We start from the raw sequence: 21845 nt of genomic DNA on the forward strand, positions 1-21845 counted from the left end.
GGCCGGCGTCAGCCGGTCAGTCCCGCGTCGTGGGCGATCAGGCCGGCCTGGGTGCGGTTGGTGCAGTCGAGTTTGGTCAGGGTGCGGGACACGTACGCCTTGACGGTCGCCTCGGTGAGGTGCAGCCGGCCGGCGATCTGCGCGTTGGACAGGCCCTCGCCGAGGCAGCCCAGGATCTCCGCCTCGCGGTCGCTGAGTTCGCGGATCGCGTGCCGGGCCGCCCGCCGCGCGTTGTCGCGGGCCGCGCTCGCGCCGATCAGATTGCGCGCGGCGGCCGGCGACAACACCGTGTTGCCGTCGGCGGCCACCCGCAGCAGCGAGACCAGGTCCTCGGGCGGGGTGTCCTTGAGCAGGAAGCCCACCGCTCCGATGTGCAGCGCGCGGAGCACGTGGTCGTCGGTGTCGATCGTGGTCAGCACGACGACCTTTGGCGGGGCGTCGAGTCGGACCATCCGGCGCAGCGCCGAGAGCCCGTCCACGCCGGGCATGTGCAGGTCGAGCAGGACCACGTCGGGGCGGTGCCGCACCACCTGCTCCAGCGCCTCGGCGCCGTCGTACGCCTCGCCGACGATCTCGAGGTCCGGGGCGCCGCCGAGGATCGTGCGCAGGTGCGCGCAGACCATGCGTTCGTCGTCCACGAGCAGGAGTCGGATCATGCGGCACCTTCGTCGAGGTCTCGGTGGATGGTCGGGGGAGCGGCGATCGGGACGTGCGCGTCCACGACGAAGCCGCCGGCGTCGTCGGGGCCCGCGTGCAGTCGGCCGCCGAGGAGTTCGACGCGTTCGCGCAGGCCGAGCAGGCCGGTACCGCCGGTGCCGAGGTCGACGTCCGGGGGCCGTGCTCCCGCCGTGTTCGCGACGGTGACGCCGATGCCCTCGGCCGCGTGCCGAATCGACACCGCGACGTGCGCGCCGGGCGCGTGTTTGTGCACATTGGTGAGCGCTTCCTGCACCACCCGGCGCACGGTACGCACGGCGGCCGGGGCGTCGACGGCGGCCGGGGTGCCGCTCACGGTCAGCTCGATGGGTACACCGGCCGCCCGCGAATCGGCGATCAGATCGACCACGTCCACCCCGGTCGGCCCGCCGCCACGCGCGCTCGCGCCGGTCGGCGACGGGTCGTCCGGGTCACGCAGCACCGCCACCAACTCGCGCAGCTCGGCCAGCGCCTGGCAGCCGGTCAGGCGCAACTCCTCGGCGGCCGAACGCACGTTGTCGCGCTCGGCGATCGTGCGCAGCGCACCGGCCTGGAGCACCATCAGCGAGACCCGGTGGGTGATCATGTCGTGCATCTCGCCCGCCAATCGGCGGCGCTCCTCGGCGCGCGCCTGCCGGTCGCGTTCGACCTGTTCGCGCTCGACCCGCTCGGCGCGCTCGGCCAACGCGAGCAGCAGGCCCCGGCGCGAGGCCAGGTACATGCCGAGCAGCAGCGGGGTGCCGATGGCGATGAACTCGACGACCAGGTCCGAGCCGGACTGGGTCCGCCACGGTTCGCACGTGGTCAGCGCGAGCCCGGCGGCGAGTGCCCAACCCGCGCGCCGGGTCGGGGCGTACGCGCCGAGCGCGTAGGCGGAGAAGGGCCCGGCCAGGACCGGCCAGCCGAGCGAGAGGGCGAACACGACCCCGGCCGAGACGAGCGGCCGGCGCCGCCGCAACACCAGGGCGAGGCCGGCGGCGACCTGGACCAGGATCCCCCACCACGGCACATCGCTCGGCGTATGCCACCCGTCGGCGTCCAGCGGCCCGAGCGCGCGCAGCAACCCGGACAGGGCGGCGACCGACGCGGCGAGCAGGACGTCGAACACGACGGCGCGGGGTATCGACGCGGCGGGTGGGCGACGCACGTTCGGCACGTCCGTCAAGGTACCGGCACCGGTCCAGCGGTCCGGCCAGTCAGCGGGCGGGCCGACCGCGAGCCGGGCCCGGGGGATCCGGCGCATCCTCACTCGGTCCCGAGCGCGCCGAGCACCGACATGCGCGCCGCCCGCCGGGCCGGCCAGGCCGCCGCGAGCACGCCGACGCCGATCGCGCCGAGCACGAACAGGGCGATCCGCAGCCAGGGGATGGTCGCGCCGAGCGGCACGTTGCCCAGGTCGATGCCGCGCACCGCCAACACGCCCACCCCGACGCCCAGTCCGACTCCGAGCAGGCCCCCGAACAGCGAGATCAGCGCCGCCTCCAGGCGGATCAGGTCGCGCACCCGGCGGGCGTCCAAGCCGATCGCGCGCAACAGGCCGATCTCGCGGGTGCGTTCGAGCACGGACATCGCCAGGGTGTTGACGATGCCGATGACCGCGATCATGACGGCCATCCCGAGCAGGCCGTAGACGATGTTCAGGAGCAGGTCGATGCCGGCCGCGAGGCCCCTGCGCAGGTCGTTCTTGGATTGCACGCGCAGGGCCGGATCGGCGCCGAACGCCTCGTCCAGGGTGGCCTGGAGGGCCTTGGCCTCGCCCGGCAGGCTTCGGACGAACACCTGCCGGCCGACCGGGCGTTCCAGGTGCGGATCCAGGGTCGTGGTGGAGACCAGGTAGGGCAGCGCGATCGGGTTGGCCCGGAAGATGCCGCCGACGCGCAGCGTGCCCGGGGCTCCGTCGGGAAAGGTCACGGCTACCGTCGAGCCGACTTTCAGTCCGCGTGCCTTCGCTTCGGTCCGCTCCACGAACAGGTCGGTGCGCAGGGTTTCGGGGCCGCCCTCGACGAAGTCGAAGCGCATCACCGCGGGGCCCGCGACCGGGTCCAGGGCGGCCAGTTCGCGTTCGCCGCCGGCGATCTCCGCGGCGGCGGTGCGGTACACACTCGCGGCGGCGACATGTGGGAGGCGGCCGATCCGCTCCACGGTCGCGGGCGCGATCGGGTCGCGCAGCGTGGTGGACACCGCGTAGTCGGCGGTCAACCCGCGGGCCGCCGCGTGGTCGAGGCTGTCCTTCAACGACGCGCCGATCACGGTCAGTCCGGTGACCAGGAACAGGCCGATCATCAGGGCCGACGCGGTGGCTGCGGTACGACGCGGATCGCGCAGCGCGTTGCGGCTCGCGAGCCGGCCGGTCACCCCGAACACCCGGGTGAGCGGACGGGCGAGCAGGCCGATCACGGCCACGGACAACAGCGGGATCAGCATCAGCACGCCGGTCACGGCCACCATCCCGCACACCACGATCAGCACCGACTGGCCGTCGCCGCCGGGCGCGGTGCGCACGGTCGTGTAGCCGCCGCCCACGCCCAGCACGATCAGGAGCAGGCCGATCAGGTTGCGGCGCAGCAGCCCGGCCGGACCGGGCAGGTGCGCCCGGAGCGCGGCCATCGGGGGGATCCGGGCCACCTTGCGGGTGGGCAGCCACGCGGCGGCGACGGTGACGCCGACGCCCACGAGGAGCGACCACAGGATCGTGGTGGGCCGCACCACGAGCGGGCCGCGCGGCGGCTCGGCGTCGGTGCCGCGCAGCAGGGCCAGTAGCCCGGCGGCCAGCGCGATGCCCAGCAGCAACCCGAGCAGTGCGCCGACCAGCCCGGTGGCCAGCGCCTCGAAACGCACCGAGCGGGTGACCTGGCGACGGGTGGCGCCGACCGCGCGCAGCAGCGCGAGTTCGCGGGTGCGCCGGCCGATCAGCATGGTGAAGGTGTTGGTGATGATGAACGTGCCGACGAACAGCGCGATGCCCGCGAACACGAGCAGCCCGGTGGCCAGTCCGGCGGTGCCTGCGGCGGCCAGTTCGCGGCGCTCGGAGGTCAGTTCGGCGCCGGTGACCGTCTCGGCGCCGGCGGGCACCAGGGCGCGGACGGCCTGGGGCAGTGCGGCGTCGGGCGTCTTGGTCTTGGGCGGGGTGGAGACGGTGATCAGGTCGTAGGCGCCGGGGGCGGCGAACAGGCGTTGCGCGGTGGCGGTGTCGAACAGGGTGAGGGTCGCGCCGAGCCGGATCCGGGCGTCGTCGGCGTGCACGGTGCCGACGAGGGTGGCGTCCAGGGTGCCGCCGCCGGCGACCACGCGCAGCCGATCGCCGACCCGGTAGCCGGCCGAGCGGGCCCCGGCGTCGTCGATGGTGACCTCCCCGGCGGCGGTCGGCGCGCGACCCGAGGTCACCCGGTACAGCGGATCGACGCCGTCCGGCCCGGGCGCGTGGTTGGTGCCCACCGCCTCCTCGACCCGGCCGACCAGGTCCCCCTTGCGGTCCACGACCACGGCGGGCCCGGAGACCGACCCGCGCACGGCCCCGACGCCGGGCAGCGCGCGCAACCGGTCCACCAGCCGCGCGTCCAGCGCCGGCCGGTCGGGCGTCCCCGGATCGGGATCGGCCCGGACACCGACGGCGACCCCGGCGAAGTCGTCGGCCGCAGCCGACGCGGACGCCTCGGTGATGCTGTCCTTGAGCGTGAGCACCCCGGCCACGAACGCGACACCGAAGACGATCGCGAGCACGGTCAGGGCAAGCCGCGTGCGCTGCGCGGCGAGAGTACGAAGAGCGTTCCTGAGCATGAGCAACGTCCTGAAGCCGAAAGGTTTTCCGTCCCACACGGGCCCGGCCCCACCACCTTCACGCGCTGCCGACCGCCCTCGATACGGCCGGGCGGAGGCCACCGCCATCCACGATCGCCACGGCGACGGTCCGATCGGACCGAGACAACCAACGAAGGCATCGCCTGTGATCCGACGGGTCGACCGGCTATCGGTGCCGATGGTTGTCAAAATCGTGTTCGAGTGTGGGCTCTTCGCGTATGCGCGGCGTATGAACGACTCGGGTGACGTCGGGGGAGTCCCTACTGTCGTGGAGAGGTCCTGTTCGGTTCGGTTCGGTCCGGTCCGGTCCGGTTGTCTCGCTGCCGGATCGACGTGCACGGCGTGACTCGCCGGTCGGCCGGCGCTCGACCTCACACCGGCAACGAGTGACTGCCAACCGTGGCGCGTGGACCTGTCGGGTCGAGGGGGCGAAGTCGCGGCGGCTGCCCCGAGTCCGAGTCCGAGTCCGAGTCTCCGAATCCGAGTCCGAGTCCGAGTCCGGATGCTTTGTCTCGACCGGGTGATGGCGTTCGATCGGGTAGCCGAGACGACTTCGCGGAACACGTGAATACCGCGCCGATCGCTACATGCGAAGGAGAGTGCCCGATGCCTTCCGGCCCCGTTCGTGGAGACCGTCTCGAAGAGCTGCGCGCGGCGATCGAGTCCACTCACCGCGCCCTCGGCACGATGCGTTGGCGCACGGCTCGACTGTGCCACGAACCCTCCGAGGACCGCCTGCTTCGCGAATTGCACGTGGTTTCAAAGGCGTTGCAGGAGCTGCTCCGGGCCGCCGAGTCGCTCGCCGCACCCACGGCGTCGCCTGGCCCGCCCGACGGAATCCGAGACCGGCGGGGACAAATGTTCCAGATGGCCGAATGATCGCGGCGCGGCACGCGGGGTCGTCCCGGCTCGGTGACGTGGCCGAAGGGCCGGAGCATGCCCCCGGGTTCTCGGTCGGTGTCAAAGTCTCGTGAGCAAACGGCGTTCCGGCTTGTCCCCGACCCGGGCCCGGCGGTCTGATCGTGGTGTGAGCGAATCTGCCGCATCGGCGGTCGACGCCGGCCACGAGCGAGGGCTGCTCGTCGTGGGCGACTGCCGTCGATCCGGCGAGTCCGCACGCTTGGGCCGGGTCGGTCTGCGCCACGACGACGAGCCCCCTGGTCCGGAGCGCGATCCGAGGCACGTCTGATCCGATGCGGCCGCCGACTTCTCGGTGGCGCGCCACATCGTGCCGTTCCCGGCGGGTGTGTGATCCCGTCGGGCCTCCGACGGCGTGCACCGGAGGTGTCCGGCCGGACTTCCGGCCCTCGCCTGGTTGCCTTCGGCTTCGGCCCTGGCTCCGCCTCCGGCTTCGGCTCCGGTTACGGTTACGGGCAAGGACCGGGGCCGCCCGTACCAGGCGCCCCCGAACGAGAGAGCCACACCGCCCACCGATCCGCGACGAACCGCCCGCCCCCGTTGCTGCCCCTCGACCCGGCCCTCGACCAGGGCCGCGTCCTCGGTCGGCCGACTCTCGGCGCCCCCGTGTGTGCGGCGCGACCAGGGCTACAAGGCGCCGGATGGTCCCGACGCAAGGCGCGATGTGGGCAGCGACGGTGATGCTCCCCGCGCACGCGGGGTGTTGCTTGCCGGAAAGGTGCCGGCAACGGCGGAGCGGGTGGGTGCTTTCGTCAGGTCTGCCGAGGGGCTTTTGCGGATGGGTCGGCCGTTTCGGCGTGCGGTCGCGTCTTGGTCGGGTCGGGCGCGGGTGGCCTTGTGCTAAACGGTCGGCGTGGACCGGCGGAGATGGGCCCGGTCCCGGGGTCACCGGCGGTCAGGAGCCCTGGATCCCCCGGCGAGACCCGGGCGTTGCTTGCCGGGAAAGGCGCTGGCAACGGCGGAGCGGGAGGGCAGCCCGGTGAGGTCCGCCGGGGAGCCTTTCCGAGTGGGCCGGGCCGGTTCGGCGGACGGTAGGTGGGCGGTGGCGCGAGGAGGGAAAAGCGGGCCGAGAGTGGGCGGTTCCGGTCACCGGGGTGCACAACCCGGCCCACGGCACCCACTCCCGCCGCCCGGTCACGCAAAGCCCCAGGTCAGCGGAAACCTGAGCGCTCGAAACCGTCTCGGGATCCGGATTGTGACTCTCGAACCCCTCGGACGGCCTCTCGCCCGACCGCCCACCCTCAACCGCCCGCCGAAACAGCCCGACCCACCCAAGAAGGCTCTCCGGTGAACGTTGCCGGAACGCCCTCCCGACCGCCCCGACCCGAAACACCCGCCGAGAGCACACTGCCCACGCGAAATCCGCCGCCGGGCTTCAAGAAACCGGCCCTCGGCACGCGCTCTCGCCGGCCGACCCCACAAAACCGCAGGTCGGCGCAAATCGAAGAGCCGGAAGTCGTCCCGCGATCCGGATGAAGACCTGCCCAACCCACGCGGGTAGCCTTTCCCCCCGCGAACCCACCCCGACACGTCCACCGAACCGGCCCGGCCCACTCGGAAAGGCTCCCCGGCGGACCTCACCGGGCCGCCCTCCCGCTCCGCCGTTGCCGGCGCCTTTCCGGCAAGCAACACCCGCGTCTCGCCGGGGAACCCAGGGCTCCTGACCGCCGGTGACGGTGGGACCGGGCCCATCTCCGCCGGTCCACGCCGACCGTTTAGCACAAGGCCACCCGCGCCCGACCCGACCAAGACGCGACCGCACGCCGAAACGGCCGACCCATCCGCAAAAGCCCCTCTGTCGGGGTCCAAGCGCTTGGTCAGGCCTCCTGTGTCCGAACGTCGTCCAGCAGACTTGTTCAGACGAGCACGCCGCGGTGAGATGCCCACTTCCGGGCCGCTGCTGCCATTGCTCCGAGCCACGCTGCGTCCGGCTTGCGCTCGGCCAAGCTGCGGTACATACGCGCGGTGGCGCCGGCAAATGCGCCGATGGCGGTGGCGTCGGCTTTGGCCCAAGCCGTGCAATGGGATACCCAGGATTCCGCAGAGAGGGCGCTCTGTCCCGCCGCGATCAACTGCACGACCAGGCAGGCCGGGTCGATGAATCCGGCGCCGCGTGTCGGCCAGGACCAGTCCACCGCCCAGGTGGTCGTGGCGCCGATCAGAAGGTTGTCGGGGTTGATGTCGGTGTGGAGCAATGCGTCGCCTCGTAAGAACACGGGCTCCGCCTCGTCTGCGGCGAACCGATTCCATCGGGTCTCGGACCAGTCGTGTGCGACCTCGGGCAGGTCGAGTTCCCGATGCGGTTGAGGGTGTCGACGATCGAGGTGAGGTCCGGCGAGTCCGGCGCAAAATCGGAGCAGCGCCCCTCGACCATTTCGAACCCAGGCGCCACCCACTCGTCGTCTTCTGCGTTCCATGGCAGCGCTGGGGAAATCGGGTGCACGGTCGGGTTGATCAGGCGTTCCCGGACGAGAGAGTCACGTCGACCACCGGGCCGGTTCCTCACAGCCTTGACGAAGAATCGGCCGTTCCCGCCCTCGACCAGGGCCGCGACGTCGGAACGGAAGCCACGCGCCGTCGGCCGGATGATTCTTGGCTCCCCCATGTGCGGCTTGATCAGGGCCAGAAGCTCCAGTCCGGGAAGGCTGGTCATACGTCCTTCAGTTCCTTGGCGAGCACGAGGAGCCCGGGCATCCAGGGGCGCACTCCTCGTCGGGCTCGTTGTTGTCTTCGTCGCGTCCGGCCTTCGCCGTCTGAATCGACGTGTTGGCCCGATTCATGGCACGGTTGTCGAAAATCGAGACCGGCGAGGCGCCCTTGACCTTGCCGACGCCCACCCGGTCGGGGAGGACGCAGGGAAACCTCACCGGAGGTGTCGATGGCGGCCATCCCGTCGACCAGGACTGTCGAATCGAACCGTGAAAGCTGTCGGGGAAGTTGGATGAGCGACGCCTTCACGAGATCATGACCGGGGCCAAGGTGCCGGCGTTCGACCTGGGGCTCAATGAGCTTGCTCCTCGGCGCTGCCCGCGGCACGGCCACCGCAGGCATGACTACAGCGTCCTTATCTGCACCAAAAGACAGGAAAACAGCGCTAATGACCGAATCAATGAAACTACTCGCAATGGCACCCGCCAAGCGCTAAACCCGCAGGTCGTCAAGCCTGTTCCCCGCGCACGCGGGGATGGTCCCAGGAACATCGAGTCGAGCAGCGGGACGCGGATCTGTTCCCCGCGCACGCGGGGATGGTCCCTCGTGCGAGGAGCGGGAGTCGATCATCGAGTCCTGTTCCCCGCGCACGCGGGGATGGTCCCATGTCCATCCGGATCTCGCTGACGACCGGTGCCTGTTCCCCGCGCACGCGGGGATGGTCCCTCGACTAGCCCGACGAACCCGCCGGTCTCCCACTGTTCCCCGCGCACGCGGGGATGGTCCCGAGGCCGAGTACGCCGGACCCTTGTCGAACGTCTGTTCCCCGCGCACGCGGGGATGGTCCCACATCCAGGAGACACAAGATGAGCAACAACCCCCTGTTCCCCGCGCACGCGGGGATGGTCCCGGGGTCAGCCCCTTGCCGTCGCCGCTGTTGCTCTGTTCCCCGCGCACGCGGGGATGGTCCCGGTGACGGCCGCGACGATCAGCGGGTCGGCATCTGTTCCCCGCGCACGCGGGGATGGTCCCCGCGCGATCAGCCGGCCGTCCTCCGCTACCGCCTGTTCCCCGCGCACGCGGGGATGGTCCCGCGCGGCTGCTACCGGTCGAGCGCGCGCAGCTCTGTTCCCCGCGCACGCGGGGATGGTCCCGAACTTGTCGATGGTCCGGACGACTTCGATGACTGTTCCCCGCGCACGCGGGGATGGTCCCGACAGGCCGAGTTGCTCCATGGCCTTGACGGCCTGTTCCCCGCGCACGCGGGGATGGTCCCGGGATCGATTACGGCGATCCCGACCCCGACCCCTGTTCCCCGCGCACGCGGGGATGGTCCCGTGAAGAACCCGAAGATGGCGAGCGCGACGAACTGTTCCCCGCGCACGCGGGGATGGTCCCACCTGCGTGTCGAGGACGGCGGACGCGTCGGCCTGTTCCCCGCGCACGCGGGGATGGTCCCCAACTGAAGAGAGGAAGTCCCGCCGTGACGTTCTGTTCCCCGCGCACGCGGGGATGGTCCCGAGGAGTTCCCTGTGGTGAGGCCGATCGGGCACTGTTCCCCGCGCACGCGGGGATGGTCCCTCACACAGATCCTGCACGGCGACCGCGCCGGGCTGTTCCCCGCGCACGCGGGGATGGTCCCCACAGCCCCGAACGAATCACGATCCGCGCGGTCTGTTCCCCGCGCACGCGGGGATGGTCCCGGTCTGGGGCTCGACCGGGGCGGCAGTAACGACTGTTCCCCGCGCACGCGGGGATGGTCCCCCTGACTCTCCGTCCACGGGCCGGGGCACCCACTGCTCCCCGCGCACGCGGGGATGGTCCCGCCTACGTCGAGGCCACCGTCATCGCCGACGACTGCTCCCCGCGCACGCGGGGATGGTCCCTCCTCGTGCCGTGGGAGCCGCGGCCGACCGGCCTGCTCCCCGCGCACGTGGGGATGGTTCGAGTTCCGAGCCGAACACGCTCAGCGCGCCGTCCTGCTCCCCGCACGCGGGGATGGTCCCGTCCGCACAAGTTCGGCGGTACGGCTGCCGCGTTGCTTCCCGCGCACGCTGAGTTGCCGTGCCTGCCCGGGTGAATCGTCAGGTGTTGGGCGCAGCCCCGGGCTTGCCATATCGCATCGGCGATCACCAGGGGCCGGTATGGCGATAAACGTTTGGCCGGAGTCGTTTGTGTATTCAATGCAGGCATGAGTGGTGAGCGGTGCGACGGGTCGCGCCTGGGGGATGGGTTGTCGACGGCCGCGCGGGTGGTGTGGGCCAAGCACGATCAAAAGACGGACGGATGGTTGCCGCTGTGGCGGCACATGGCCGACAGCGCCGCCGTGGCGGGGTTGTTGTGGGACCGGTGGGTGCCGGAGAACGTCCGGCGTCTGGTGGCGGATGCGTTGCCTCGGAAGGGCGGTGATGCTCGGCTCCTGGTGGTGTGGTTGGCGGCTGTGCACGACATCGGGAAGGCGACGCCGGCGTTCGCGTGTCAGGTCGACTCACTCGCGGATCGGATGCGGAGCGCGGGGCTCGGCATGCTGTTGCGGAAGCAGTTCGGTGAGGATCGGCGAATGGCTCCGCACGCCCTGGCGGGGCAACTCCTGTTGCAGGAGTGGTTGGCAGACCGTCACGGCTGGCCGGGCCGAGCCGCGGTCCAGTTCGGGATCGTGCCAGGGGGGCATCACGGAGTGCCACCGGCGCACGAGCAGATCCACAATCTCGTCGCCCATCCCGAACTGCTGCGTACTCCCGGCGCAAGCGAGGCATCCTGGGTCCGGATCCAGACGGAACTGCTCGATGCCTGCGCGGATACGTACGGCGTAGGGGATCGGCTGCCCGATTGGCGAGCGGTGAAGCTCCCGCAGCCCGTCCAGGCATTGCTGACCGGGCTGGTCATCATCGCCGACTGGATCGCCAGCAACCCCGACCTGTTCCCGTACTTCCCCGAGGAGCACCCACGCACCGACGCCGAGCGGGTGGCCGCAGCCTGGCGTGGGCTCAAGCTTCCGCCGTCGTGGCGCGCACGGGAATCCGCCGAGCCGACGGCCGAGTTGTTCGCGTCGCGCTTCGAGCTGCCGCCCGGAGCGCGAGTGCGCCCGGTACAGGAAGAGGCCGTGCGGCTGGCGGGCGAGATGCCCGTACCCGGTCTGCTGATGATCGAGGCGCCGATGGGGGACGGAAAGACCGAGGCGGCGCTCGCGGTCGCCGAGATCTTCGCGGCTCGCTCCGGCGCCGGCGGCTGTTTCGTGGCGTTGCCCACCATGGCCACCGGTAACGCGATGTTCCCTCGCTTGTTGGACTGGGTGGAACGGCTCCCCACGGACGGCGATGCGTCCGGGGAACGGTCCGTGTTCCTGGCCCACTCCAAGGCGGCGCTCAACGAGCAGTACGCCGGCTTGATGGGCAGGACCGGGCACACCGTGGCCGCCGTCGACCAGTTCGGGCCGCAGGATGTGTGGCGGCCGTCGGCCGATGTGCGGGGCTGTTCGGCGGAGTTGGTGGCGCATCAGTGGCTGCGGGGACGCAAGAAGGGCACGCTGGCGTCGTTCGCGGTCGGGACGATCGACCAACTCCTGATGGTCGGCCTCAAGAGCCGTCACCTCGCGCTGCGCCATCTCGCGCTCGCCGGCAAGGTCGTCGTGATCGACGAGGTACACGCCTACGACACCTACATGAACACCTATCTGGACCGGGTGCTGTCCTGGCTCGGTGCCTACCGGGTGCCCGTGATCATGCTGTCCGCGACCCTGCCCGCGTCGCGGCGCCGCGAACTGGCCGAGGCATACGCCGGCCCGTCGACCGAGCGGACCCCCGGCGCCGGGTCGGCGGCCGCGGCGGAAGAGGGCTTCGCGGCGCTCGCGTCGATCGAGGGCTACCCGCTGTTGACCTCGGTGTCGCCCGGGTCGGCTCCGGAAACAGCGTGTCCGGCCGCCTCGGGGCGGCGAACCGACGTACTGCTCGAACGACTCGACGACGAACCGGAGTTGCTGGCCGATCGACTGGCCCATGAACTGGCCGGCGGTGGCTGTGCCCTGGTGGTGCGCAACACGGTGAATCGAGTGCTGGAGACGGCTGCTGTCCTGCGCCGGAGGTTCGGTACCGAACACGTCACCGTTGCGCACTCCCGCTTCGTCGACGTCGACCGCGCCGACAAGGACGCGGATCTGCTGGTTCGATTCGGCCCCCCGGATCGCAAGGAAGGCCGGCCCTCGGGTACGACGGCCAAGCGTCCCCGGGGTCCGCACATCGTGGTCGCCAGCCAGGTCGCCGAGCAGTCGCTCGACATCGACTTCGACCTGTTGGTGACGGACCTGTGTCCGGTCGACCTGATGTTGCAGCGCATGGGTCGACTCCACCGTCATCCACGGGGAGAAAACCAGGACCGGCGCCCGCCCCGGCTGCGCACGGCCCGCTGCCTCGTCGTGGGCGTCGACTGGCAGGCGACGCCACCGCGACCGGTGGACGGATCCCGCAGCGTCTACGGCCCGTACGCGCTCATGCGCTCCTTGGCCGTGCTCGGCCCGCACATGAACGAGGACCGCAACTCGGACGACCGATTCCTGTGCCTGCCCGAGGACATCAGCGGCTTGGTCCAGGGAGCCTACGGGTCCGCCCCGCAAGGACCGGACGCGTGGGCGGCGGCCATGGAGGAGGCTCTTGCCGACTACGAGGTTCGCCGGGCCCGTCAGCGGACGGCCGCCGACGCCTTCAGGCTGGACGAGGTCCGCAAGGACGGCCGCCCCATCATCGGTTGGATCGACGCGGGCGTCGGCGACGCAGACGACACCCGCGCGGGACGCGCCCAGGTGCGCGACAGCAAGGAAAGTCTGGAGGTGCTGGTCGTCCAACGGCGTGCCGACGGCACCCTGACCACCCTGCCATGGTTGGGCAAAGGACTTGGCGGACGCGAACTACCCACGGACGTCGTGCCCTTGCCCGCCGTGGCCAGAGCCGTCGCCTCGTGCGGGCTACGGCTTCCCCACCAGTTCTCCTGGCCGCAGATCCTGGACCGGGCGATCGCCGAACTGGAGGAACTGTGCGTCCCCGCGTGGCAGACGAAGGAGTGCCACTGGCTCGCGGGCGAGCTGATTCTCGTCCTCGACGAGAACTGTCGGAGCCGTCTGGCAGGGTTCGAACTTCACTACAGCCGGACCGATGGACTTCAGGTGGGCAACGTCGCCGCACGGGATGAGCAGCACATCCGAATGGACGTGGGTCCGCCGTCGTTCGATCTGGTGGATCGGCCTTGGTTGCCGGTGCAGCGGTCGGACGGGAGCGAGGACGAACTGTCGTTGGCTGAGGTCTTCGCTCAGGCGGGAAGCCTTCGACGGATCGTGGGTGACCTGCCCACGCAGGAGTTCGCGTTACTGCGCTTACTGCTGGCGATCGCACACGACGCGGTCGACGGGCCCGAGGACATCGACGCGTGGGCGGATCTGTGGGAGAGCGAGGACCCCTTCGCTGCCGTACCGGCCTATCTCGACCGCCACCGGACACGGTTCGACCTGCTTCACCCTTCGACGCCGTTCTATCAAGTGGCCGACCTCCATACGGCCAAGGACGAGGTCGCCTCGCTCAACCGGATCGTCGCCGACGTCCCCAATGGGGATCCGTTCTTTGCCATGCGGATGCCCGGTGCGGACCGTCTCGATTTCGCCGAGTCCGCCCGCTGGCTCGTCCACGCCCACGCGTTCGACGTCTCCGGCATCAAGTCGGGCGCGGTGGGCGACCCCAGGGTCAAGGGCGGCAAGGGCTATCCGCAGGGCGTCGGTTGGGCCGGCAACCTCGGCGGCGTGTTTGCCGAGGGCGCCACGCTCCGCGAGACCCTCCTGCTCAACCTGATCGCCACCGACACCGGCACGATACGGGCCGACAAGGACGACCGTCCCGCGTGGCGCAGGGATCAACACGGCCCGGGTGCAACGCATTCCGTCGAACTCGTCTCGCGACCTTCGGGCGTGCGCGACTTGTACACCTGGCAGTCCCGGCGGGTACGCCTGCACCACGACGCACAGGGCGTCCACGGCGTCGTCCTGTCCTATGGCGACCCGCTCGCCGCACGCGACATGCATCGCAACGAACCGATGACGGGCTGGCGACGCAGCCGCACGCAGGAGAAGAAGTTGGGCCTCCCGCTGGTCTATCTGCCTCGTGAGCACGACCCCACCCGTGCCGCGTGGCGCGGTCTCGCCGCCTTGCTCCCCGCGGGCAGGGAACGGGGCATCGCGGAACAGCGGCAAGACGCCGCGTCCGTGATCTCGCCGCGGATCCTCGACTGGGTGGCACGTCTGAGCACCGAAGGCCCTTTGCCGGGACGACGATTGATCCGAACCAGGATCGTGGGAGCCGTGTACGGCACGCAACAATCCGTCATCGACGAGGTGGTCGACGACGGCGTGACGATGGACGTCGTCCTGCTCCACGAGAGTGATTTTCGTTTCGGTCGGGCGGCAGTGGAAGCGGTCGCCGATGCGGACGCCGCAGTCATGGCGCTGGGAGATCTCGCCACCGCACTCGCCCAAGCCGCGGGAGAGGAATCGGACCCGCGTCGGGCCGCGGCACGCGATCTCGGCTTCGGCACCCTGGACCGCCCGTTCCGCCATTGGCTGTACCACCTCCGCAACGGCGACGACCCGCTCGCACGTCGCCACGAGTGGCAACGCCAAGCCCACCGGATCATCGCCGACCTGGGCGAAGAGCTGGTGGACGGCGCCGGTGACGCCGCCTGGGAAGGCCGCATGGTCGACGCCAAGGGCGGACCCCAATGGCTCACCGCCTCCTTGGCCCACCTGCGCTTCCGGACCCGTCTGAACAAGGCGCTCGGCCATCCCTTCACCCCCATCCCGGCCGACACGACGACCCACACCCCAGAGGCCGACGCATGACCATCGAAACCGCGAACCCCACCCGCCGCCGCCCGCTCGGCCCGGTCGGCAACACCGTCTCGGATCACATCCGCGGCCTGCAGAAGGGCTACCTCGACGATCGCGGCGACGCCGTCGCCGCGATCGCCCGCATCCGGCGCGGCGCCGGCAAGCCGTCCGAAGACATGCCGGACCTGTGGGGCCTGCTCGGCACGGAGCCGCTGTACGAACCCGGCAGGCTCGGCGAGGGGGACACGGATCGTGCCGCCGACGCCGCCTACATCGCGCTGACCCTGTGGGCACTGCACCAGCAATCCCATCGGGTACACCGCATGCATGTGCCGGGCGGCCACGAACTCGGGTCCGCCGTACGCCAGTTGATGCCCGGCATGGAAATCGACGAACCCATTCGAAAGCGTTTCGTCCGCGCCGGCTCGGCTCCCCACCTGATCGCCCTTGCGGAACGACTGCGCGACATCGTGCAGTTGCTGCGTCGGGAGGAGATCCCCCTGGACTACGGACTGCTCGCCGATCAGCTCCACCGATGGCAGCAACCAGGCGGGAGGCAACAGATCCGCCGAGCCTGGGGCACAGCCTTCCACGCCTACCGGGATCCGAAAACAGCCTCGGCCACCGCTGCCGACGCGAGCCCGGACGACGACACCGACACCACCACCGACAAGGACGACGTTTCGTGAGCCGGACCATCCTCGACGTACACGTGCTGCAAACCGTGCCCCCGAGCAACCTCAACCGCGACGACACCGGTTCTCCCAAGACCGCCGTCTACGGCGGAGTACGACGGGCCCGAGTCTCCAGCCAGGCATGGAAGCGCGCCACCCGACGCTTCTTCGGGGACTTACTCGATCCCGCGGACCTGGGCGTGCGTACCAAGCGGGTCGTCGAGATCCTCGCCGACCGGATCACGACACTCGACCCGTCGTTGAAGGGGCCCGAAGCCCTCGCGTTGGCGGCGGAGACGATCCACGCAGCGACCGGCGCCAAGATCGAGGTGCCCAAGCGCCGCGCCGAGGCCGCCAAGAAGAAGGGCGAAGAGGAGCCCGCTCCCGAATCGTCGTACTTGATGTTCCTCGGCTACCGGCAGTTCGACGGCCTTGCCCGACTGGCCGTCGAAGGGGCGGCCGACATCAAGGCGTTCCTCAAGGACAAGGACAACAAGGCCCAGGCCAAACGCATCGCCGACACCCGACACTCGGTCGACATCGCCCTGTTCGGCCGCATGGTCGCCGACTCGGCCGACATCAACGTCGACGCCGCCGCCCAGGTGGCCCACGCGATCAGCGTGCACGCGGTCGAGAACGAGACCGACTACTACACCGCCGTAGACGACCGCAACACCGACGCCGAACCGGGCGCGGGCATGATCGGTACCGTCGACTTCAACTCCGCCACCCTGTACCGCTACGCCGCCGTCGACGTCGACCTGTTGCGCCGCAACCTCGGCGCGGGCCTGCGCGAGGACGAACCGATCGACGAACCGGTGCGCCGCGCGGTCGAGGCGTTCGTGCGCGGATTCGTCGAGTCGTTGCCCACCGGGAAGATCAATACCTTCGGCAACCACACCCTCCCCGACGCGGTCGTGGTCAAGCTGCGCACCGCCCGCCCGATCAGCTTCGTGGGCGCCTTCGAGGAACCGATCACCGCCGACTCGGCGAGCGGGTACGTGCGCCGCGCCTGCGAACGACTCGCGGACTCCGTCCCCGCGACCGAGAAGGCGTACGGCGCCGACGAGGGCACCAGCACCTGGGTCCTGCGGATCGGCCCCAACACGGCAGCACTCGCCGACCTGGGCACGGAGGTGACCCTCCGGGAACTCGTCACCGCCGTCGGCGCGGCCGTGACCGAGCGCGCGGGCCAGGGCACGTGAGCAGTGTGCTGACCTTGTGTCTGGCCGGCCCCCTGCAATCGTGGGGGGCCTCGGCCCGGTTCGCCCGCCGCACCACTGAGTCGGCGCCGACGAAAAGCGGCGTCCTGGGCCTGCTGGCAGCGGCCCAGGGCCGCGACCGTGCGGAAGACCCGGCGGACCTCGCCGTGCTGCGCTTCGGGGTACGGGTGGACCAACCCGGCACCCGGATCCGCGACTACCAGACCGCCGAGCACGCCGACACCGAGAAGGCCATGCCGGTGTCCGAGCGCTTCTACCTCGCCGACGCCGTCTTCGTCGCGGCGGTCGAGGGCGACGACGCGCTCGTGAACGCGTTGTACGAGGCCGTGCGCGCTCCCGTGTACCTGCCATATCTGGGGCGTCGATCGTGCCCGCCGGATCGGCCGGTGGACATCCGCGTCCACCACGGCGCCACTCTCCAGGCGGCCCTGGCCGGCGAAGCCTGGCAAGCGTCCGAGTGGTACCGCAAGCGCCGCCGACGCGCACTGCGCACCGAATTGACGGTGATCACCGAGGCCGACACCGGCGACGATGCGGGGGACACCCTTCGGGATCAGCCGCTCAGCTTCGACCCGCGACATCGCCGATACGCGCTGCGCACGATTCGGACGATGACCGTGCCTGTTCCGGGGACTCGCCCCGAACCGCAGCCTTCGAGCGCCGACGTGACACCCGCCGACCACGATCCGACGCGCGGCCTGAAAGGCGCCTGATGTACCTGACTCGTTTTCGTGTCAACACCGCACGGACCGGCGCGCGCCGACTGTTGTCCTCGCCCCAGGTGCTGCACGCCGCAGTGATGTCGTCCTTCGCGGACATCCTGCCGAGCACGTCCGGCACCCCCAGGGTGCTGTGGCGGATCGACCACAATGCCAAGGCCGAAGTACTCCTCTACATCGTCGGCCCGACTCGCCCCGACCTCACCCACCTCGTCGAACAGGCGGGCTGGCCCACACTTTCGCCCGGTTGGGACACGTACGACTACAGCGCTTTCCTGGACCGGCTCAGCCCGGGTGGCATCTGGGCATTCCGACTCACCGCGAACCCGGTGCACAACATCCGCCGCACCGACGGCGAACCCACCAAGCGCACCGCCCATCGAACTCCACGACACCAGATGGGCTGGCTGCTGCAACGTCAGGAGGCATCCGGCTTCCGCGTCCTGACGAAACCCGCCGAACGTCGACTTGCCTCCGAGGGCGACGAGTTCGAACTGACGGTTGGCAACGGGCGGGGACTCTCCTTCGGCAAGTCCGGCGCAGCCGGAGGCCGGGGCGGTGCGCGGGTGACCCTGACCACCGCCACCTTCGACGGCCGACTGGAGGTCGTGGACGCCGACACTCTCCGGCGCACCCTCGTGGCCGGCCTGGGGAAGGCGAAGGCGTACGGCTGTGGACTGATGACCCTCGCACCGGTGGGGTGAGCGGTGTCCACCATCGGCAAACGCAACCTGTCCACACCGCGCGAACTGACCCGCGTCGGCGACCGGCTTTCCTTCGTCTACCTGGAACGCTGCGTCGTGCACCGCGACGCGAACGCCATCACCGCCGAGGACGCCCAAGGCACCACTCACATCCCGTCGGCCACGATCGGCACCCTGCTCCTGGGCCCCGGCACCCGGATCACCCACCAGGCGATGAGCGTCCTGGGCGAGAGCGGTGCGGGCGTGGTGTGGGTGGGGGAACAGGGGGTGCGCTTCTACGCGGGCGGGCGAGCGTTGAGCCGTTCCTCGGCCCTGGTCGAGGCACAGGCGACCCAATGGGCCAACCGCCGCAGCCGGTTGCACGTCGCCCGCGCCATGTACCGGCTGCGGTTCCCGGACGAGGACCCGGTGGGCTGCACGCGGCACGAACTCCTCGGCCGGGAGGGCTCACGAGTCAAGGACTGCTACCGCAAGGAAGCCGCCCGGGCGGGTGTCCCATGGCGCGGACGTCGCTTCACACCGGGCGACTTCGCCTCCGGGGACGCGGCCAATCAGGCCGTCACGGCGGCGGCCCAGTGCATGTACGGGATCGCTCAAGCGGTGGTCTCCGCCCTGGGCTGCGCACCAGGGCTGGGCTTCGTCCACTCCGGCCACGAACTGTCGTTCGTCCTGGATGTGGCGGATCTCTACAAGACCGAGATCGGCATCCCGATCGCCTTCGACGTCGCGGCGGAAGGCGACGACGACGTCGGCTCGCGAACCCGACGCGCCGTCCGGGATCGTGTCAACGAAGTCGCCCTGCTGGACCGGTGCGTTCGGGACATCAAGGGACTTCTGCTGCCCGACATGGAGTCCGGCGACCCGGCGGAGGACTACGACGACCGGGTAACTCTGCAATCCGACCGCGGACAAGACGTCGAATCGGGCGTCAACTACGCCGAGGGGGTGGTGTGGTGACCGTCATCGTCCTGACCCAATGCCCCATCGGCCTACGCGGATTCCTCACCCGCTGGCTGTTGGAGATCTCCCCCGGCGTCTTCATCGGCGGCCCCAACGCCCGAATCCGCCAGGCGCTGTGGGACGAGGTGCGTCAATACGCCGGCAACGGCCGCGCGCTGATGGCCTACAGCACCAACAACGAACAAGGCTTCACCTTCGAGACCCACGACCACAAATGGCACCCGGTCGACCACGAAGGCCTCACGCTGATCAAGCGACCCAACGAACAGGCCCGCCCACCTGCGCCGCCCGCCCAGGGCTGGAGCAAGGCCGCCAAACGCCGCCGCTTCGGGAGCCGCTAGAAAGCACACCAGCAACTGTCGCCAACGCACCAAAAGCGAGAAATAGCCTCTATGACCGACTCAACGAAACCGCTCGGAAACACCCTCCCCGAGCCCTAAACCCACAGGTCACCGAGCCTGCTCCCCACGCACGTGGGGATGGTCCCAACGGGCTCTTGCGGGGGACCTCGAACGGGTCCTGCTCCCCACGCACGTGGGGATGGTCCCCCGCCCCTTGACCACGGCAACGACATGCAGGACCTGCTCCCCACGCACGTGGGGATGGTCCCAGCCGCTCACCCAACGGCAGGTGGACGTCCTCCTGCTCCCCACGCACGTGGGGATGGTCCCCGGGAGTCGGAGCAGGCGGCTCGGCTCAAGGGCTGCTCCCCACGCACGTGGGGATGGTCCCCGGGAGTCGGAGCAGGCGGCTCGGCTCAAGGGCTGCTCCCCACGCACGCGGGGATGGTCCCACATGCAACGCAAGGTGCCCAAGCCCGTCCAACTGCTCCCCACGCACGCGGGGATGGTCCCCATCCGACACAGGAGACGACACATGAGCGCACTGCTCCCCACGCACGCGGGGATGGTCCCGAAGTTGTGTAGCCCCCGGCTTGCCTGCGTTGCTGCTCCCCACGCACGCGGGGATGGTCCCAACCCCATCCGCCTCACGACACGACGCGGAAGCTGCTCCCCACGCACGCGGGGATGGTCCCACGCCCATGTCTTCGTACTGCTTGATCAGTTCCTGCTCCCCACGCACGCGGGGATGGTCCCGTCGGCGTCGTCCCAGTCGGGATGCAGCCGGCGGCTGCTCCCCACGCACGCGGGGATGGTCCCTCGTCGTGTCGGTAAGGAAGGTGCCGTTCCCTGCTCCCCACGCACGCGGGGATGGTCCCCCGTCCTCAGCCAAGGGGACACGGGAGAGCGTCTGCTCCCCACGCACGCGGGGATGGTCCCTGCGCGAGCAGTACGGCTACAGCACGGACGGGCTGCTCCCCACGCACGCGCGGGGATGGTCCCTCACGGCGATGTGGCTCGAAGGCCGGATCGGACTGCTCCCCACGCACGCGGGGATGGTCCCACGGACACGCTGCCGGTGCCGCTGTTGGCTGCCTGCTCCCCACGCACGCGGGGATGGTCCCAGGCGGATGATCGCGACGGCCGCCATGACGGTCTGCTCCCCACGCACGCGGGGATGGTCCCGTCGCGGGCAACCTCGGCGAAGCGCGGGCCAACTGCTCCCCACGCACGCGGGGATGGTCCCGGCGGGTCTGTGGATAAGCGGGCGGGCTGTGGCTGCTCCCCACGCACGCGGGGATGGTCCCAAGGGGGCCGCAACACACGGGGCGTACCCCGACTGCTCCCCACGCACGCGGGGATGGTCCCGTAAGGAACTCGAAGCCGCGGGCGCCCTCGGGCTGCTCCCCACGCACGCGGGGATGGTCCCCCGATGGACGACGACACCCCTACCGGCCAGCACTGCTCCCCACGCACGCGGGGATGGTCCCAAGATCGCGGACACTCTGGGTGGGATCCAGTCCTGCTCCCCACGCACGCGGGGATGGCCCCGGGGTCGTCGCCGACAACTCGCTGCTCGGGTCCTGCTCCCCACGCACGCGGGGATGGTCCCCCATACAGGATGCGGCCGTGCACGGCGCCGACCTGCTCCCCACGCACGCGGGGATGGTCCCGCACTGATCACGAACGAGGTCGGCGGGGAAGACTGCTCCCCACGCACGCGGGGATGGTCCCTCGACCGTGATACGCAAGTTCTTGGCGGTTGACTGCTCCCCACGCACGCGGGGATGGTCCCGCCGAGATCCGACCGGCGAGCATCCGCATCGGCTGCTCCCCACGCACGCGGGGATGGTCCCGAATGCGGCGGCACCCCCGCCGGGCAGTCCCGCTGCTCCCCACGCACGCGGGGATGGTCCCAGGGCGATGCCGGTGAGCATCGCGGGCAGGCCCTGCTCCCCACGCACGCGGGGATGGTCCCCCCGCCATCGCCGGGTGGCAGAGGATCAAGCGCTGCTCCCCACGCACGCGGGGATGGTCCCGACCGCGCGCGGCGCACGCGAACGATGAAGCTCTGCTCCCCACGCACGCGGGGATGGTCCCGCCCTGGAGGACGCCGGCATGCACGGCGACGACTGCTCCCCGCGCACGCGGGGATGGTCCCCTGAGCGCTGTGTGCCGACTCCGCCGAGGCCCTGGTGCGACACCTGGTGGATTAGCCTCGTCGACACACCCATCGCCGGTTGACGCACCACGGGGGAAGGGTCGGCGTCGGATGGGACCGGGGCGAGTCGGGTGGCACGC

General features: G+C 70.5%; 12 protein-coding genes and 2 CRISPR repeat arrays. Of the genes, 8 read left to right on the forward strand and 4 right to left on the reverse strand.

Features of this window, described 5'->3' with window-relative positions:
- Positions 1-8: 8 nt before the first annotated feature.
- From ACFXMF_RS10840 to ACFXMF_RS10850, 3 genes are read right to left on the reverse strand one after another with little or no spacing between them, the layout of a single operon-like run.
- Positions 9-656 carry a response regulator transcription factor gene (locus ACFXMF_RS10840; protein WP_360312720.1) on the reverse strand — a complete coding sequence of 216 codons (648 nt, stop codon included), beginning with the start codon at positions 654-656 and terminating at the stop codon, positions 9-11.
- On the reverse strand, positions 653-1939 hold the full coding sequence (locus tag ACFXMF_RS10845) for a sensor histidine kinase (RefSeq protein WP_380020611.1): 1287 nt from the start codon (positions 1937-1939) through the stop codon (positions 653-655). The genes ACFXMF_RS10840 and ACFXMF_RS10845 overlap by 4 nt, the downstream gene beginning before the upstream one ends.
- A gap of 2 nt (positions 1940-1941) precedes the next feature.
- Positions 1942-4473, reverse strand: a complete 2532-nt coding sequence (locus ACFXMF_RS10850; RefSeq protein WP_379988849.1) for an FtsX-like permease family protein — start codon at positions 4471-4473, stop codon at positions 1942-1944.
- A 627-nt stretch (positions 4474-5100) separates the two neighbouring features.
- On the opposite strand from ACFXMF_RS10850, the gene ACFXMF_RS10855 reads away from it, so the two are divergent.
- On the forward strand, positions 5101-5373 hold the full coding sequence (locus ACFXMF_RS10855; RefSeq protein ID WP_379988850.1) for a hypothetical protein: 273 nt from the start codon (positions 5101-5103) through the stop codon (positions 5371-5373).
- 1895 nt (positions 5374-7268) lie between these two features.
- Here ACFXMF_RS10855 and ACFXMF_RS10860 read toward each other — a convergent pair.
- Complete coding sequence (locus ACFXMF_RS10860) at positions 7269-7607, reverse strand: hypothetical protein (RefSeq protein ID WP_379988851.1); 339 nt, start codon at positions 7605-7607, stop codon at positions 7269-7271.
- 968 nt (positions 7608-8575) lie between these two features.
- Positions 8576-10067: a CRISPR direct-repeat array (repeat unit 29 nt; unit sequence CTGTTCCCCGCGCACGCGGGGATGGTCCC).
- A 185-nt stretch (positions 10068-10252) separates the two neighbouring features.
- On the opposite strand from ACFXMF_RS10860, the gene casA reads away from it, so the two are divergent.
- The 7 genes from casA to cas2e are packed head-to-tail and all read left to right on the forward strand — an operon-like array spanning position 10253 to position 19544.
- Entirely contained in the window at positions 10253-14935 is a 4683-nt protein-coding gene (casA, locus tag ACFXMF_RS10865; RefSeq protein WP_379988852.1) for a type I-E CRISPR-associated protein Cse1/CasA, read from the forward strand.
- A complete protein-coding gene (gene casB, locus ACFXMF_RS10870) occupies positions 14932-15612 on the forward strand; it encodes a type I-E CRISPR-associated protein Cse2/CasB (protein WP_380017644.1) in 681 nt (226 codons plus the stop codon). Before casA ends, casB begins: the two co-directional genes overlap by 4 nt.
- Complete coding sequence (gene cas7e / locus ACFXMF_RS10875; protein ID WP_379988164.1) at positions 15609-16802, forward strand: type I-E CRISPR-associated protein Cas7/Cse4/CasC; 1194 nt, start codon at positions 15609-15611, stop codon at positions 16800-16802. The genes casB and cas7e overlap by 4 nt, the downstream gene beginning before the upstream one ends.
- Positions 16799-17533, forward strand: a complete 735-nt coding sequence (gene cas5e, locus ACFXMF_RS10880; RefSeq protein WP_379988165.1) for a type I-E CRISPR-associated protein Cas5/CasD — start codon at positions 16799-16801, stop codon at positions 17531-17533. Before cas7e ends, cas5e begins: the two co-directional genes overlap by 4 nt.
- Complete coding sequence (cas6e, locus tag ACFXMF_RS10885) at positions 17533-18243, forward strand: type I-E CRISPR-associated protein Cas6/Cse3/CasE (RefSeq protein WP_379988166.1); 711 nt, start codon at positions 17533-17535, stop codon at positions 18241-18243. The genes cas5e and cas6e overlap by 1 nt, the downstream gene beginning before the upstream one ends.
- A gap of 3 nt (positions 18244-18246) precedes the next feature.
- Positions 18247-19200 carry a type I-E CRISPR-associated endonuclease Cas1e gene (cas1e, locus tag ACFXMF_RS10890; protein WP_379988167.1) on the forward strand — a complete coding sequence of 318 codons (954 nt, stop codon included), beginning with the start codon at positions 18247-18249 and terminating at the stop codon, positions 19198-19200.
- Complete coding sequence (cas2e, locus tag ACFXMF_RS10895) at positions 19197-19544, forward strand: type I-E CRISPR-associated endoribonuclease Cas2e (protein WP_379988169.1); 348 nt, start codon at positions 19197-19199, stop codon at positions 19542-19544. Before cas1e ends, cas2e begins: the two co-directional genes overlap by 4 nt.
- A 117-nt stretch (positions 19545-19661) precedes the next feature.
- Positions 19662-21705: direct repeats of the CRISPR family, unit length 29 nt; unit sequence CTGCTCCCCACGCACGCGGGGATGGTCCC.
- Positions 21706-21845: the final 140 nt, after the last annotated feature.

Source organism: Embleya sp. NPDC059213 (assembly GCF_042754445.1).
In the GTDB taxonomy this organism is placed as follows: domain Bacteria; phylum Actinomycetota; class Actinomycetes; order Streptomycetales; family Streptomycetaceae; genus Embleya.